15 protein-coding genes and 1 tRNA gene are annotated in these 15,339 nt (G+C 62.3%); 6 read left to right on the plus strand and 10 right to left on the minus strand.

Annotated elements, in window-relative coordinates:
• The first annotated feature begins 58 nt into the window (after positions 1–58).
• Complete coding sequence (locus ACGK9R_RS05040; RefSeq protein ID WP_394578854.1) at positions 59–1,405, plus strand: Na+/H+ antiporter family protein; 1,347 nt, start codon at positions 59–61, stop codon at positions 1,403–1,405.
• Positions 1,406–1,474: 69 nt separating this feature from the next.
• Here ACGK9R_RS05040 and ACGK9R_RS05045 read toward each other — a convergent pair whose 3' ends face one another.
• The 4 genes from ACGK9R_RS05045 to ACGK9R_RS05060 all read right to left on the minus strand — a co-directional run bounded on the left by ACGK9R_RS05045 (position 1,475) and on the right by ACGK9R_RS05060 (position 5,098).
• Positions 1,475–2,212: an RNA methyltransferase gene (locus tag ACGK9R_RS05045; RefSeq protein ID WP_394578856.1), complete on the minus strand. Its 738-nt coding sequence runs from the start codon at positions 2,210–2,212 to the stop codon at positions 1,475–1,477.
• A 156-nt stretch (positions 2,213–2,368) separates the two neighbouring features.
• Entirely contained in the window at positions 2,369–4,012 is a 1,644-nt protein-coding gene (gene groL / locus ACGK9R_RS05050; protein WP_394578858.1) for a chaperonin GroEL, read from the minus strand.
• Between the two features lie 58 nt (positions 4,013–4,070).
• Positions 4,071–4,364 (minus strand): co-chaperone GroES, encoded by a 294-nt coding sequence (locus ACGK9R_RS05055; protein ID WP_252108658.1) that lies wholly within the window; start codon positions 4,362–4,364, stop codon positions 4,071–4,073.
• Between the two features lie 224 nt (positions 4,365–4,588).
• Positions 4,589–5,098, minus strand: coding sequence for an FxsA family protein (locus tag ACGK9R_RS05060; RefSeq protein WP_394578861.1), 510 nt, complete (start codon positions 5,096–5,098; stop codon positions 4,589–4,591).
• Positions 5,099–5,214: 116 nt separating this feature from the next.
• On the opposite strand from ACGK9R_RS05060, the gene ACGK9R_RS05065 reads away from it, so the two are divergent.
• The gene (locus ACGK9R_RS05065; RefSeq protein ID WP_394578863.1) at positions 5,215–5,976 is read left to right on the plus strand and encodes an SDR family oxidoreductase; all 762 of its coding nucleotides are present in this window, start codon (positions 5,215–5,217) and stop codon (positions 5,974–5,976) included.
• A 21-nt stretch (positions 5,977–5,997) separates the two neighbouring features.
• Here ACGK9R_RS05065 and ACGK9R_RS05070 read toward each other — a convergent pair whose 3' ends face one another.
• From ACGK9R_RS05070 to ACGK9R_RS05080, 3 genes are all read right to left on the minus strand, one after another.
• Positions 5,998–7,005: a hypothetical protein gene (locus ACGK9R_RS05070; RefSeq protein ID WP_394578865.1), complete on the minus strand. Its 1,008-nt coding sequence runs from the start codon at positions 7,003–7,005 to the stop codon at positions 5,998–6,000.
• Positions 7,006–7,061: 56 nt separating this feature from the next.
• Positions 7,062–7,691 carry a hypothetical protein gene (locus ACGK9R_RS05075; protein WP_394578866.1) on the minus strand — a complete coding sequence of 210 codons (630 nt, stop codon included), beginning with the start codon at positions 7,689–7,691 and terminating at the stop codon, positions 7,062–7,064.
• Between the two features lie 371 nt (positions 7,692–8,062).
• Positions 8,063–8,147 (minus strand) — tRNA-Leu (locus tag ACGK9R_RS05080).
• Between the two features lie 112 nt (positions 8,148–8,259).
• Here ACGK9R_RS05080 and ACGK9R_RS05085 point away from each other — a divergent pair.
• The 4 genes from ACGK9R_RS05085 to ACGK9R_RS05100 all read left to right on the plus strand — a co-directional run bounded on the left by ACGK9R_RS05085 (position 8,260) and on the right by ACGK9R_RS05100 (position 12,193).
• Entirely contained in the window at positions 8,260–8,943 is a 684-nt protein-coding gene (locus tag ACGK9R_RS05085; protein WP_394578868.1) for a ComF family protein, read from the plus strand.
• A 33-nt stretch (positions 8,944–8,976) separates the two neighbouring features.
• Positions 8,977–9,951: a serine/threonine protein kinase gene (locus tag ACGK9R_RS05090; protein ID WP_394578870.1), complete on the plus strand. Its 975-nt coding sequence runs from the start codon at positions 8,977–8,979 to the stop codon at positions 9,949–9,951.
• A 110-nt stretch (positions 9,952–10,061) separates the two neighbouring features.
• A complete protein-coding gene (folE, locus tag ACGK9R_RS05095; RefSeq protein WP_394578872.1) occupies positions 10,062–10,613 on the plus strand; it encodes a GTP cyclohydrolase I FolE in 552 nt (183 codons plus the stop codon).
• Between the two features lie 119 nt (positions 10,614–10,732).
• Entirely contained in the window at positions 10,733–12,193 is a 1,461-nt protein-coding gene (locus ACGK9R_RS05100; protein WP_394578874.1) for an NAD-dependent succinate-semialdehyde dehydrogenase, read from the plus strand.
• A gap of 87 nt (positions 12,194–12,280) precedes the next feature.
• On the opposite strand, the gene purH is transcribed toward ACGK9R_RS05100, so the two are convergent.
• The 3 genes from purH to dusB all read right to left on the minus strand — a co-directional run bounded on the left by purH (position 12,281) and on the right by dusB (position 15,268).
• Positions 12,281–13,861 carry a bifunctional phosphoribosylaminoimidazolecarboxamide formyltransferase/IMP cyclohydrolase gene (gene purH / locus ACGK9R_RS05105; protein ID WP_394578876.1) on the minus strand — a complete coding sequence of 527 codons (1,581 nt, stop codon included), beginning with the start codon at positions 13,859–13,861 and terminating at the stop codon, positions 12,281–12,283.
• A gap of 64 nt (positions 13,862–13,925) precedes the next feature.
• On the minus strand, positions 13,926–14,231 hold the full coding sequence (fis, locus tag ACGK9R_RS05110; RefSeq protein WP_394578878.1) for a DNA-binding transcriptional regulator Fis: 306 nt from the start codon (positions 14,229–14,231) through the stop codon (positions 13,926–13,928).
• Positions 14,228–15,268, minus strand: coding sequence for a tRNA dihydrouridine synthase DusB (dusB, locus tag ACGK9R_RS05115; RefSeq protein ID WP_394578880.1), 1,041 nt, complete (start codon positions 15,266–15,268; stop codon positions 14,228–14,230). Before dusB ends, fis begins: the two co-directional genes overlap by 4 nt.
• Positions 15,269–15,339: the final 71 nt, after the last annotated feature.

A 15,339-nucleotide genomic window follows, 5' to 3' on the forward strand; every position in this document is an offset into this window, starting at 1 on the left:
TCGCCGCCTTGCGCTTTTTAACAGGCTAACAACGCTCTACAAGGCTTTAGGTAACTCAATGAATGCAGTCATGATTGCAGTGCTCGTGATGGTGGCGCTGTCGCTTTTGCGTGTCTCGGTGGTTTTCGCGCTGGTGGCAGGCGCCATCGTCGGGGGGCTGGTCGGCGGTTTGTCCCTCGAGGATACGCTGGGCGCCTTCAACGACGGCGTCGGCGGCGGCGCTCAGGTAGCGCTGGCTTACGCCACGCTCGGCGCCTTTGCGGTGGCGATTTCACGCTCCGGTCTCCCTGACATGCTCGCTAACCGCCTGATTCGGCTATTGGGCCAGGAGTCCTCGGCGGCGCACCAGAGCCGGGTGAAGTGGATTCTTCTTGGTGCGGTGCTGTTGATGGCGATCTTTTCGCAAAACGCCATCCCCGTGCATATCGCCTTCATACCCATTCTGGTGCCGCCGCTTCTGGCGCTGATGAACCGGCTGAAGCTGGACCGCCGGGCAGTGGCCTGCGCGCTCACCTTTGGGCTCACCGCGCCCTACATGCTGCTGCCGGTGGGTTTTGGCGCGATCTTTCTCAACGATATCCTGCTTGCCAACCTCAACAGCGCCGGCGAGCCGCTGGGGCTTGAAATCACCCGCTCGATGGTGCCGATGGCGATGGCGATTCCGGTTGGCGGCATGGCCATTGGCCTTCTGGTGGCGCTCTTTTTGAGCTACCGGCGCCCGCGCGGCTACGCCGAAAAAGAGGTGGCGGCCACGACCTCCATGATCTCGACCACCCCGGCGAAACCGCACGCGCTGGGGCTGGTCATGTCCGCCGTAGCGATCGTGGCCGCGCTCGGGCTTCAGCTTTATACCGGCTCGATGATTCTGGGCGGGCTGGTGGGAATCGGCGTGCTGTCGATGGGCGGTATCTTCAAGTGGCGCGAGGCGGACGACCTGTTCACCAGCGGCATGCGCATGATGGCGCTGATTGGCTTCATCATGATCTCGGCGGCGGGCTTTGCCGAGGTGATGAAGGCGACCGGCGATATCGACGCGCTGGTTAACGGTGCCTTCGAGATCTTCGGCGACAATCGGGGGCTTGCCGCGCTGACCATGCTGCTGGTCGGTTTATTCATCACCCTGGGTATCGGCTCGTCGTTTTCGACCATTCCGATCATTGCGGCGATTTTCGTACCGCTAGCGGTGCAGTTCGGCTTCTCGCCGATGGCCACGGTCGTGCTGGTGGGCACCGCCGCCGCGCTCGGCGACGCGGGCTCGCCGGCCTCGGATTCGACCCTCGGGCCGACCTCCGGGCTCAACGTCGACGGCCAGCACGATCACATCTGGGACAGCGTGGTGCCGACCTTCCTGCACTACAACCTGCCGCTGATCGCATTCGGCTGGCTCGGCGCCATGTGGCTTTGACAACGTATCCTGCAAGCGAAAAGGCAGCCTCGGCTGCCTTTTTTGTGCGCTCAAGTCAGTTAGCGCTGCCTATCGATCCCTGGGAAGGTGCGCTTCGAACGCGCTCAAGAGACCGCGCAGTAGCGAAAGTTCCTTGCGGCTGGGTTCGGCGCGGGTAAAGAGCGTTTGCAGCTGCTCTTCGGTGCGGGCGTGGGGCTGGGTCAGAAAGCCGCTTTCGCGCATCAGCCGGCCCAGGTGGGCCTGAAAGTGGTCGAGCTGTTCGCGGGTCGGGGGCGTTGCCTCGACCGGGCGCTGGTAGCTAAAGCCGCTCTGTGGGCGCCGGCGCCAGGCACGGTGTACCTCATAGGCCAGAATCTGCACCGCCTGGGAGAGGTTCAAAATGCCGTACTTCGGGTTGGCGGGAATGCTCACCTGATGGGTGCACTCGCGAATCTCGTCGTTGGTGAGCCCGGAGCGCTCGCGGCCAAACACCAGCGCCACCGGAGCGTGCTCGGCGTTCTCAACGGCGCTTTGGGCCATCTCATCGGGCTCATCGAAGTGGGGCAGCGGCAAGCTTCTGAGGCGGGCGCTGGCGCCAATCACCTGCACGCAGTCGCTCACCGCCTCGTTCAAACTCGTCACTACCCGGGCGCATTCGAGCACATCCGTGGCGCCGGCGGCCAGACGCGTGGCTTCATCGCTAGGGAATTCGCGCGGGTTGACCAGCACGAGATCGACAAGGCCCATGGTTTTCATGGCGCGGGCGGCGGCGCCGATATTGCCGGGGTGAAAGGTGTGAACGAGCACGATACGAATTCGGGAAAGCACGGTGAATGACCTTGGCGTCAGTAAAAGCGCGCATGGTAGCACGCTTTGAAGCGCTCAAAAGCGTCAGCTACAACGAACAGAACCCCGCACCAGGCGGGGTTCTTGTAGGCTGGCCGTGAAAGGCCAGCCAAGGGGCGTTACAAAGGGGGTAGGGGCTTACATCATGCCGCCCATGCCACCCATTCCGCCCATGCCACCCATGTCCGGCGCGGCGTCTTTCTCTTCCGGGTCGTCGGCGATCATGCACTCGGTGGTGATCATCAGGCCAGCGACGGAACCGGCGGACTGAAGCGCGGTGCGGGTCACTTTCGCCGGGTCGAGAACACCCATTTCGAACAGGTCGCCGTACTCGCTGGTTTGTGCGTTATAGCCGAAGTTGCCTTCGCCATCCTTGACGCGGTTGATGACCACGGCGGGCTCTTCGCCGGCGTTGGTCACGATCTGACGCAGCGGCGCCTGCATGGCACGCAGCGCCATGTTGATGCCGTGGTTCTGGTCTTCGTTGTCGCCGGTCAGGCCCTGTACCTTGGCCATGACGCGAACGAGCGCAGTACCGCCGCCAGGCACGACGCCTTCTTCCACCGCTGCACGGGTGGAGTGCAGCGCGTCTTCGACGCGGGCCTTCTTCTCTTTCATTTCGACTTCGGTTGCGGCACCCACACGGATGACCGCCACACCGCCGGCAAGCTTGGCGACACGCTCCTGCAGCTTCTCCTTGTCGTAGTCCGAAGAAGTCTCTTCGATTTGCGCACGGATCTGGCCAACGCGTGCTTCGATGTCGTTCTCGGCACCAGAGCCATCGATGATGGTGGTGTTTTCCTTGGACATGGTCATGCGCTTGGCGGTACCCAGATGATCCAAGTTCGCCTGCTCGAGGGTCAGGCCGACTTCTTCGGAGATCACGGTGCCGTTGGTCAGGATCGCGATGTCCTGCAGCATGGACTTGCGACGATCACCAAAGCCCGGCGCCTTGGCGGCGGCGACCTTGACGATGCCGCGCATGTTGTTCACGACCAGAGTCGCCAGCGCTTCGCCTTCGATGTCTTCGGCGATGATGGCAAGCGGCTTGCCCTGCTTGGCGACGGCTTCCAGCACCGGCAGCAGCTCACGGATGTTGGAGATCTTCTTGTCGACCAGCAGGATGTACGGGTCTTCGAGTTCGACGGACATGGTGTCCTGGTTGGTGACGAAGTAGGGCGAGAGGTAGCCACGGTCGAACTGCATGCCTTCGACCACTTCCAGCTCGTCTTCGAAACCACGGCCTTCGTCGACGGTGATGACGCCTTCCTTGCCGACTTTTTCCATCGCTTCGGCGATGATCTCACCGATGCGCTTGTCGCCGTTGGCAGAGATGGTGCCGACCTGGGCGATGGACTTGGTGTCGGTGCAGGGCACGGACATCGCCTGGATCTCTTTAACCGCTGCGGTGACGGCCTGGTCGATGCCGCGTTTGAGATCCATCGGGTTCATGCCGGCGGTTACGCCTTTCAGGCCTTCGGCAACGATCGCTTGGGCCAGAACGGTCGCGGTGGTGGTACCGTCACCGGCGGCGTCGGAGGTCTTGGAAGCGACTTCCTTGACCATCTGCGCGCCCATGTTCTCGAACTTGTCTTTCAGTTCGATCTCCTTGGCCACGGATACACCGTCCTTGGTCACGGTCGGCGCACCGAAGGATTTGTCCAGCACCACGTTGCGGCCTTTCGGGCCCAGGGTGACTTTTACCGCGTTGGCCAGCGTGTCGACGCCGCGCGCCATGCGTTTACGAGCATCATCTGAAAACTTGACTTGCTTAGCTGCCATGTTCGTTACTTCCTGAAGTAAAGATGAAAAGGGAAAGTAAAGGGTCGAGACAGTCGAATTAGCCTTCGACGACCGCGAGAATATCGGCTTCGCTCATGATCAGAACTTCTTCGCCGTCGATTTTTTGCTTCTCGACGCCAAAGCCATCCTTGAAGATCACGGTATCGCCAACTTTAACGTCGAGGGCGCGCACTTCGCCGTTATCGAGAATGCGACCGTTACCAACGGCAAGCACTTCGCCACGGGTGGGTTTTTCCTGAGCGTTACCCGGTAGCACGATGCCGCCAGCGGTTTTCTGTTCTTCTTCCACGCGACGAATAACGACGCGATCGTGCAAGGGACGGATATTCATGCTCTCGTTCTCCTGAGGTTCGTCAAAGCCCGACGGGCAGTTTCAAAAGAATTCTCGTGGACGGGCCGCGAGAAGCGAAGGCACTGGCCTTCATGTTAAAGGCAGTAGCATTTGCCGCTGCCGAATCGTGTGCTTCAAAAGTGGGGTCTTGTAGCCTGCTTTCAAGGGCATAGCCATAAAAAAAAACGCGCTCGAGGCGAAAAAATGCGCCGCCTGGTCACCGGTTACCTGGGCCGCTGATCGTCACGACTGATGAATTCGCCTTCGATGGTGGTGCCGTCGCTATCGTTTGACTCAGGCCCTTGGCGAGCATCGCGCTGCTGGGCGCTCCATTCATCACGCTGTGCGCCGCCTGCCGGGCGCTGACCCTGCTGGTAAACGCTTGCCTTGAGCCCCAGCCAGGTAAGGCCGCGGGCCATCAGCCGCCGTGCGTTGGGGATCAGGCAGGCCAGGCCCAGCGCGTCGGAGAGAAAGCCCGGCGCCATCAAAAGCGCACCGCCGAAAATCAGCGCCGCGCCGGTAAAAAGCTCCGAAGAGGGAATTTCGCCCGCCTGCATGCGCGCACGCGCCCGAGCCAGGGTCGAAACGCCTTCACGGCGAATCAGGTGCAGCCCGATGAAACCGGTCAGTAGAACCAGCAAGAGCGTGGTCATCAAGCCAATATGGCTGCCCACCGAAAACAGCACGACGAAGTCGAGCAGGGTGAAAATGGAGATAAAAAGTAGTATGGGCATGGCCGCCTCCCGCTAACGTTAGTACCCTTTATGGTGCCAAAAAACACGAATACAAGCAGCCGCGTACGCGAGCAAGCGCGGCTTTTCAACGCCAAACGGATTCAAGGGAACGCTTCATGAACGTCGATAACAAAATCATCGCCATTACCGGCGGCGCCCGGGGGTTGGGGCTGGCCATGGCCGAGCACCTGGGCGCAAAGGGCGCGCGGCTGGCGCTGTTGGATACCCGGCGACAAGCGCTCGACGAGGCGGTCGCCGCCCTTGCCGGGCGGGGCATTCACGCTAAAGGCTTCGAGGTCGATGTGGCGGATGAGGCTTCTGTCGAGGCGGGGTTTGCCGCCATCAAGCAATCGCTTGGCCCGGTCAGCGGCTGTATCAACAACGCCGGTATCACCGACGATGCGATGCTGGTGAAGGGCAAGGGCGGCGCAGTGGAAAAGCGCATGTCGCTTACGGCCTGGCAGCGCGTGATCGACGTCAACCTGACCGGCGCGTTTCTGTGCGGGCGCGAAGCCGCCACCCAGATGATCGAGGCAGGCCACCCCGGTGTGATCGTCAATATCTCGAGCATCTCCCGCGCGGGCAACCAGGGCCAAAGCAACTACGCCGCCGCCAAGGCCGGACTCCACGCGCTGAGTGTGACCTGGAGTCAGGAGCTGGCGCGCTACGGTATCCGCGCCGCCAGCGTTGCCCCGGGATTCGTTGCCACCGACATGACCTCGATGATGCGCCCGGACATGCTCGAGCGGATCAAGCAGAGCGTGCCGCTCAAGGATCTGGGCGAGCCCACGCACATCGCTCAGAGCGTGGCGTTCGTGTTCGAGAACGACTACTTCACCGGGCGCATCATCGAGTGCGACGGCGGGCTGCGCCTTTAAGCGGCTGGCCGGGGCGGCGCCTTAAAAGTAGTCGCGGCTGATCTCGTGTTGGAAGTACATCTCGACGCGCAGCGTCATCGCCCAGCGCGGGTCGTAGCTCGTATCGCGCTGAAAGTGCAGCTCCGGAATCACATCGCCGAACAGAATGCCCTTGTGCAGGTCGCGACGGTAGCGGGTTTGAAGGTAGTAGTCCTCGATCCGCGGTGATGAGGCGCTTTCGCCGATAGCGATAGCCGAGTAGCGCAGGGCGCTGCGGTCGTTCAGGCGATGATTGAGCTCGGCCACCTCGCTGTATTCGAGCGTGTCCTCCTCCTCGCGCCACTGCACGGTGCTGATAAAGCGCAGGTGGCGGCGCTCGCTGAGCGGGCGGCCGAAATCCCAGCGGGTGCGCGCCGAATAGCCGGCATTGTTGAACCAGGAGAGCCGGTTGAACGACTCGAGCTGCCAGGGGCCGCTGCCGATATCCCAGAGCCGCTCGCTGGTGAAGCGCACGTACGGGTCGATGGGCAGGCGAAGCCGGACACCGGCACCGAAGCGGTTGCTCCAGTTTTCGCGCTTATCGCGGCTCTCCAGCCAGTCGAGGCCCAGAATCGAACTCGAACGGTCGCGCTGGTCGTTATAGAGCCGGCCGGAACCCTCTTCGGCCAGCGTCCCCCGGGTTTCGTCCGGGTCGCTTTCGATCACCAGACGCAGGCGCTCTTCCGTGGTGGGCAGGTCGATGCGGTAGCGAATGCTGGTATCGCCGTCCACGCCTTCGCCCTCCATCCAGTCGATCTCCTGGCCCAGGCGCAGGTAGGAGTCGTTTTCCGCGCTTGCGGTGTAGTAGTCACCGCCGAAGAACGCATCGACGTTGCGTGAGGTGTTGTCGACCCAGCTACCAACCCCGGCGCGAAAGGGCTCGACGCGTTCGGCGGCCCACTGTGGCAGATCGCTATCGTCGGGCTCGAGTGGCTCCAGCGGCTTAGCGAAGGCGGCGGTCGAGCAAACAAGAAGCGCCCCCATGCAAAGAGAGGCGGTAACTGACGTCATGAAGATCCCTGATGATTAATGTTCCCGGCGCTCGAGCAGGCCTTGGGTTTGCACGATTAGTTGGCCTTGTGAAGCTCGATATCCTTGGCCCATTCTAACACGCGCTTACGTTCGCGGCGGCTGGCCAGGCGCTGGGTATCGATCCGTTGGGGGATGAGCTGGCGGTTGGGGTCGGCATTCAGGTTCAAGTCGAAGTGACGCTGGGCGCCGATCGGTAGATCTTCCGGGCCGTAAATGGCGATGACGCGAATTTCGAGCGAAAGATCCGAGCGCTCAAGCGTTTGCGCGTTTATTTCCCAGTACGCCTTGATCTGATCGACGATCGAGCCAAAGCTTTGCAGATGAATATGACTCCCCGAAGCCAGCGGCCCCTGATGCGTGCGGTAGCAATCCTCCTCGTCATCTTCGCTTTGCTGTTGATACTCCACGATATCGACCTTGTACTCCTGATCATCGACGTGCAGCACCGCGATGACGTGTTGAACATACACGGACTCGGTGCTCATGTTGCTGACCAGGCACAGTGCATCGGTACCGATTCCCTTGCCGCGGTTGATGATCACGCGGGGGCTGCGCTGCCGGGCAAACCCCTGGTAGAGAAGCTGGGCGTAAAAAAGCCACACGAACAGCGTAAGCACACTGCTGATCGCGGAGATGGCCTGGGCGTTTTCATTGAGCCATTCCATGGCGGTACCTTTGGAGAGAGTGTGAGTGTCGGCGAATGACAGCGATGTAATTTATCCTGACGAGGGCATCGCGTCATTAACGCATGTGGTCAAGCGGTTGGGAACCAGCTTTCGCGTGGGAGGGGGGCTGAGTTGTTCGGGTCGCGTGCCAGGCTGAATGCGAAGGGAGTGTCTTCATCGAGGGCTACGTGTTTCGCAAACAATGGGGCTGCTTGACAAGAAGGGCGTAAACGGGAAAAGCGTAAATGAGAAAAGATAGCCAAACTCATGGCATCATGCGCGCCGTCCCGAGATCACAAACCGGTCACATTCGATAATCTAGTGCGTTTAGAGAGGGTGCTGAAAGGAGGAGAAAAGCGAGGAAAATCAATTGGTGCGGATGGGGAGACTCGAACTCCCACACCTTACGGCACTAGAACCTAAATCTAGCGTGTCTACCAATTCCACCACATCCGCAGAAGACGAGGCGTATGGTACCAACTTTTCGAGCCGGGTCAATACGCTAGCGCTCAATTTGGGCAAGGGGGAGCGAATGGGAACGCCGCGGTGGTTTTGTAAAGCGGGGGAGTTGTTCAAGAAAGCGCTGCCGGGCTACTGTGCGTTTTGCCTTTCGCCCAGAGCGAATATCGAAGGCTGGTGCGATGCGTGCTACGCGGGCCTTGAGCACAATCGCGGCGCTTGCCCACGCTGTCAGGAGCCGCTGGCCGCGTTAAAGGCGCCAGAGCACGATCGGCTCTGCGGCCACTGCCTGGCGGATCCGCCGGCGTTTACCGCCACTAGGGCGGCGTTTCTGTACGAAGGGGCGATCAAGGCGCTGGTACGCGACTTCAAGTTTCACGCCTCGCCCCGGGCGGGCACGCTGCTGGTCGAGCTGATGCTCAAGCATCCGCCGCTTGAGGTAGGCGATGCGCTGCTCGCGGTGCCCATGCACCCGGCGCGGGCACGCGAGCGCGGCTTCAACCAGGCGCAGTGGCTCGCTGCAGAGCTCGCCCGGCGGCTGGATGTACCGCTTCTAAAGGCCAAGTGCGTGAAGCGCTTGCCCACCCAGCGCACGCTCAGCCGCCGCCAGCGCGCGGCGAATCTCAAGGGCGCCTTTGAGCTGCCCGAGTCGCTACCAGCGCATATCACCGTGATCGACGATGTCATCACCACCGGTGCGACCGGCCACGAGCTGGCGCGCCAGGCGCTACGCGGTGGTGCCACCCGAGTCGATCTCTGGGCGCCGGCGCGTACGCCGCTTGGCCGCAGCTGATAGAATGGCGCTTTTTTTCCAGGGAGCTTCCCCATGGCCCAGGCCTTTAGTGCGCTTTCGCCGGATACGGTGATGTCCGCCGTGGAGTCTGCGGGCGTTTATCCCGCCGCCGAGCCCTTCGCGCTCAACAGCTACGAAAACCGCGTGCTGACGTTTCAGGACGATGAGCGCACCCGGTGGATTGCCAAGTTCTACCGCCCCGGGCGCTGGGAAAACGCTGCCATTGTCGAAGAGCACGGTTTCCTCACCGAGCTGGCAAAGGCCGGGGTGCCGGTCAACGCGCCCTGGCGCAACGCCGCCGGTCTTTCGCTTTTCGAGCATGGCGGATTTCGCTTCGCACTTTTCCCCCACTGCCCGGGCCAAGCGCCGGAGCTCGAGAACCCGGCGCACCTGTTTGCTCTCGGTGAACTTCTTGGCCAGCTGCACGAGTCGAGCGAAAAGAGCGCGTTCAGCCACCGCCCGCGCTTCGATCACCAATCAGATATCAAGGACGCCGAGGCGCGGGTGCTGGCAAGCGCGCGGCTCAATACGCAGGAGCGTCGCGCCTACTCGAGCGTGATCGAGAGAACGCTCAAGGCGCTATCAAACGTCGACTGGTCGGTCGGGCCGCTGATACGCACCCACGGCGACTGCCACCTGGGCAATATTCTGGGGCGCGACGAGCACTTCACCCTGGTCGACTTCGACGACTGCATGATGGCGCCGGCGATCCAGGATATCTGGATGCTGCTGCCCACCGGCGAGCCCCAAAGCTGGCAGGTAGCGCTTGACGAAGTAGTTGAGGGCTACGAGCAGGTGCGCGATTTTCCCCGCGCGCAGCTTGCGCTGATCGAGCCGCTGCGCGCTTATCGACTGATTCGCTACACCGCCTGGCTCTGTTCGCGCTGGAGCGATCCGGCGTTTCCCCGCGCCTTCCCCTGGTTTAGTGATCGCGGCTACTGGGATCAGCACATCCGCCAGCTCGAGCAACAGCTCTTGCAACTGGAGACGCCTCACTGGCTTGCCTGAACCAGCGCTGCCACCGACCGCCCGGGTAGGGTAAAATACGCGCCGCTCATGGTTTAGAATTCACCGCTTTTGACCAGTCGTCGGCTGGCATCATCCCAACGAGGCTCATCATGACCGATGACATTGCAAGCAACTATCGCGACATTATCACCGCGCTCGGCGAGGACCCGGACCGGGAAGGGCTGCGCGATACCCCGACCCGCGCCGCCAAGGCGATGCAGTTTCTTAACGCGGGCTACAAGACGTCATTGGACGAAATCATCAACAACGCGGTGTTCGAGTCCCAAACCGACGAAATGGTGCTGGTCAAGGACATCGAGCTCTACTCCATGTGCGAGCATCACCTGCTGCCGTTCATTGGCAAGTGTCACATCGCCTACCTGCCGGATGGCAAGGTGCTGGGGCTTTCCAAGTTCGCGCGTATCGTCGATATGTACGCTCGTCGCATGCAGATCCAGGAAAACCTGACCCGCGAAATCGCCGAAACCGTGCAGGAAGTGACCGGAGCGAAAGGGGTCGGCGTAGTGGTCGAGGCGCGCCATCTGTGCATGATGATGCGCGGCGTCGAAAAGCAGAACTCGAGCATGACCACCTCGGTGATGCTGGGGCGCTTTAGAAGCAGCCAGGCCACACGCCAGGAGTTTCTGACGCTGATCAATTGAGCGTGAATTGCCACCAGGCAGTCAAAGCCTTGGTCAAATGCGCGGATTCGTCTTAGCATGACACTCTTGAAGCAAAACGTTTCTTCACCCGAGACGACCCCTTCGATCAGGAGACTGTCATGGAAGCGCTCAAGGAATCCGGACTGTACTGCCCGTTTGCCTATATCGACGGCAGCTGGGTCGCCGCCGATAGCGGCGAGCAGATTAACGTCATCAACCCCGCGACCGGCGAACCCATGGGCGATATGCCGCGCCTGGGCCGGGCGGAAACCGAGCGGGCGATCGACGCCGCCGACCGCGCACTGCCCGCCTGGCGGGCGATGACCGCCCAGGAGCGCTCGGACCTTTTGTTCAAGTGGTACGACCTGATGATGGAGCATCAGCACGACCTGGCCGTGCTGATGACCTACGAGCAGGGCAAGCCGGTGAAGGAGGCCGAGGGCGAGATCGCCTACGCGGCGAGCTTCATCCGTTGGTTCGCCGAAGAGGCGCGCCGCATCTACGGTGAAACCGTGCCAGCGGTGAAGGCGAGCCAGCGCATCGTGGTGACCAAGCAGCCCGTCGGCGTGGTCGGCGCGATTACGCCCTGGAACTTCCCGGCGGCGATGATTACCCGCAAGGCCGGGGCGGCGCTGGCCGCCGGCTGCACCATCGTCATCAAGCCGGCCAGCCAGACGCCGTTTTCCGCCACTGCCCTTGCGCTTCTGGCCGAGCGTGCGGGCATTCCGCGCGGCGTATTCAACGTGGTGCCTGGCAGCGCCGCCGAGATCGCCAAGGCGCTGACCGAGTCGCCCAAGGTGCGCAAGATCACCTTCACCGGCTCCACCGAAGTGGGGCGCGAACTGATGGCCAATGCCGCCCAGCACGTGCAGAAGATCTCGCTGGAGCTGGGCGGCAACGCGCCGTTCATCGTGTTCGAGGATGCGGATCTCGACGCCGCGGTCGAAGGCGCGATGGCGGCCAAGTTCCGCAACGCCGGACAGACCTGCGTGTGCACCAACCGCTTTCTGGTGCAGTCCAGCGTCATCAACGCTTTTTGTGAAAAACTCGCGGTGGCGATGAACAGCGAGCTTACCGTCGGCGACGGCACCCAGTCGGGCGTCAATATTGGCCCACTGATTGATGAAAAGGCGGTACAGAAGGTCAGCGAGCACGTTCAGGATGCGGTGGACAACGGCGGCGAGCTGCTGCTGGGCGGCCAGCCGCATCCGCTGGGCGGTAACTTCTTCACCCCGACGCTGATCAGCTTCGCCAACGACAAAATGAAGGTGGCGCACGAGGAAACCTTCGGTCCGCTGGCGGCGGTGTTCCCCTTCGATGACGAGCAGACCGCCATCGAGATGGCCAACGACACCGAGTACGGGCTTGCCTCCTACTTCTATTCGAAGGATCTTGCCCGGGTATGGCGAGTCGCCGAGGCGCTGGAGTACGGCATGGTGGGAATCAATACCGGTCTGATCTCCAACGCCGCCGCGCCCTTTGGCGGGGTGAAGGCCTCCGGCCTTGGTCGCGAAGGCGGCCACCAGGGGATCGAAGAGTACCTGGAAACCAAGTACCTGTGTATCGACCTGGGCAGCTGAACGCGCGGGTTTTAAGACGCCGCCTGACAGCGCTATGCAAGTAAAAAGGCCTGGGCAATCGCCCAGGCCTTTTCATGGGCCGTATGGTTAATGACGGAAGTGGCGCATACCGGTAAAGACCATGGCGATGTCGGCCTCATCGGCGGCGTCGATCACTTCCTGGTCGCGCATCGAACCGCCGGGCTGGATCACCGCAGTGATGCCGGCCTTCGCGGCGGCGTCGATGCCGTCACGGAAGGGGAAGAAGGCGTCCGACGCCATCACAGAGCCTGGCACGCTGAGGCCTTCGTCCTCGGCCTTGATACCGGCGATTTTCGCAGAATACACCCGGCTCATCTGGCCCGCGCCCACGCCGATGGTCTGGCCATCCTTGGCGTAGACGATGGCGTTGGACTTGACGAACTTCGCCACCCGCCAGGCGAAGAGCAAATCCGCAAGCTCCTGCTCGGTGGGCGCGCGTTTGCTGACCACGGTCAGCTCGTCGCGAGTCACCGCGCCCTGGTCGAGTTCCTGAACCAGAAGCCCGCCGCTGACGCGCTTGAAGTCGAACGCCGGCTGGGTGGCGCCTGCGTTGAGCTCATCGACTTCCAGCAGACGCACGTTTTTCTTCGCCGCGACGATCTCGGCGGCGTCATCGCTGACGCCGGGGGCGATGATCACCTCGACGAACTGGCGCTCGACGATGGCGCGGGCGGTCTCGGCATCGAGCGCCACGTTGAAGGCGATGATGCCGCCGAAGGCGCTGGTCGGGTCGGTGGCGAAGGCCTTGTCGTAGGCTTCCAGGGCCGTCGCGCCGGTGGCCACGCCGCAGGGGTTGGCGTGCTTGACGATCACGCAGGCGGTCTCACTAAACGCCTTGACCGTCTCGAAGGCGGCGTCGGTGTCGGCGACGTTGTTATAGGAGAGCGCTTTACCCTGGCGGATGCGCGCCGTGGCGACGCTTGGCTCGGTCGCTTTCGGATCGACGTAGAACGCCGCCTGCTGGTGCGGGTTTTCGCCGTAGCGCATGTCCTGCTTCTTTTCGAGCTGCAGGTTGAAGGTGCGGGCGAAACGGGTGTCGCTTTCGCTGACCTTGCGGCCCAGGTAGTTGGCAATGGCACCGTCGTAGCCGGCGGTGTGTTCGAACGCCTTGACCGCGAGATCGAAGCGGGTGGCGTCGCTGACCGCACCGTTGCCGACGGCCATCTCATCCAGCACGCGGGCGTAGTCCTCGGCGTTGACCACGATGGTGGTGTAGGCGTGGTTCTTGGCGCAGGCGCGCACCATGGTCGGCCCGCCGATATCGATGTTCTCGATGGCATCCTCGAGGGTGCAATCGTCGCGGGCGACGGTCGCCTCGAACGGGTAGAGGTTCACCACCACCATATCGATCGGGTCGATGGCGTTTTCCGCCATGACCGCGTCGTCCTGACCACGGCGGGCCAGAATGCCGCCGTGGATCTTCGGGTGGAGCGTCTTGACGCGCCCGTCCATGATCTCCGGAAAGCCGGTGTGCTCGGAGACTTCCTGCACGTCGATGCCGTTCTCCTTGAGCAGGCGGAAGGTGCCGCCGGTCGATAAAAGCGCAACACCCTGCTCGCTGAGCCCGCGTGCGAAGTCGACGATGCCGGTTTTATCGGAGACGCTCAGTAGGGCGCGGCGAACGGGGGTTAGGGTGGTTTCTGCCATCAAGATGCTCGTCAGGGTCAGGGTTAAAAACGGCGACGCCCCACAAAAGGGGCGTCGCTTTCAATCACAGGTCGATCAGGCCGTACTGCTTGAGTTTCTTGCGCAGCGTGCCGCGGTTGAGCCCGAGTACGTCGGCCGCGCGGGTCTGGTTGCCGTCGGTATGCTCCAGCACGCAGGCGAGAAGCGGCGCCTCCACTTCGGCCATCACCATGGCGTACAGATCAGATGCCTGACTGCCATCGAGATGCTCGAAGTAGCGGCGCATCGCGCTTTCCACGGCTTCTCTCAGGGGCTGCGGCGCATCCATCGCGCTCGGGGTGGGCGCACCTTGCGCACTCACTTCGCTTTTCATTACGAAACGTTCGTTCATGCAGCGTGGCTTCCTTTAGCTAGCAAAAGCGCCGCGGCGTCAGGCGACATCGCTTTATTGATCCATTCAAACTGTGCCTGGGGCGTGCCGAGGGCATTGAATTGTTGTTTTAGTGACTTGCGTTGCGTCTCGAGAAAGCGCGCATCCTCCTCGAGGTACCAGCCAAGATGCTTGCGCGCGATACGAACGCCCATGGTCTCGCCATAGAAAGCGTGCAGGGCCTGGATATGTTCTTCGAGCACTGCCTGGCGCGCCTCGAGCGGTGGCGTTGCGAGCTTCTCGCCGCACGCCAGGTAGTGGTTGATCTGCTCGAAGATCCACGGGTTGCCTTGGGCGGCGCGGCCCACCATCAGCGCGTCGGCGCCGGTGTATCGGCGCACGAACTCGGCCTTCTCCGGTGAGGTGATGTCGCCGTTGGCGATAACGGGAATCGAAAGCGCGGATTTGACGCGGGCGATGGTGTCGTACTCGGCACAACCAGTATAGCGCTGTTCCCGGTGGCGGCCATGGATCGCCAGCGCCTTTATACCGCTTTGCTCGGCGAGTTTGGCAATCGTTAGCGCGTTGTTGGAGTCCGCGCACCAACCGGTACGAATCTTGAGCGTGACCGGCACGTCGACCGCGGCGACCACCGCCTCGAGAATCTCGGCGACCAGCGGCTCGTCGCGCATCAGCGCCGAGCCCGCCGCCTTGTTGCACACCTTCTTGGCCGGGCAGCCCATGTTGATGTCGATTACCTCGGCGCCGAGCTCGACGTTGAGCCGGGCGGCCTGGGCGAGCATCGCCGCATCGCCGCCGGCGATCTGTACCACGCGCGGGGACGGCTCGCCCTGGTGATCCATCCTCAGGCGAGACTTGCGCGTGTTCCAGAGCGTCGGGTCGGCGGTGACCATTTCGCCCACTACCCAGCCCGCGCCCAGGCGTCGGCAGAGCCTGCGAAACGGGCGGTCGGTCACGCCGGCCATCGGCGCCAGCATGACCGGGCCGGGCAGGGTGTAGGGGCCGATAGCGGGTAGCGGTTGCGGGTCTCGTGTCATGTTGGTTCAGGCATCAAACGTGCGGGCAGGCGCGGTGTAAAGGGGCGTATGATACGCCGACCGACCACAAG

The sequence above is a fragment of the Halomonas sp. HNIBRBA4712 genome (genome assembly GCF_043558675.1).
GTDB lineage: Bacteria > Pseudomonadota > Gammaproteobacteria > Pseudomonadales > Halomonadaceae > Vreelandella.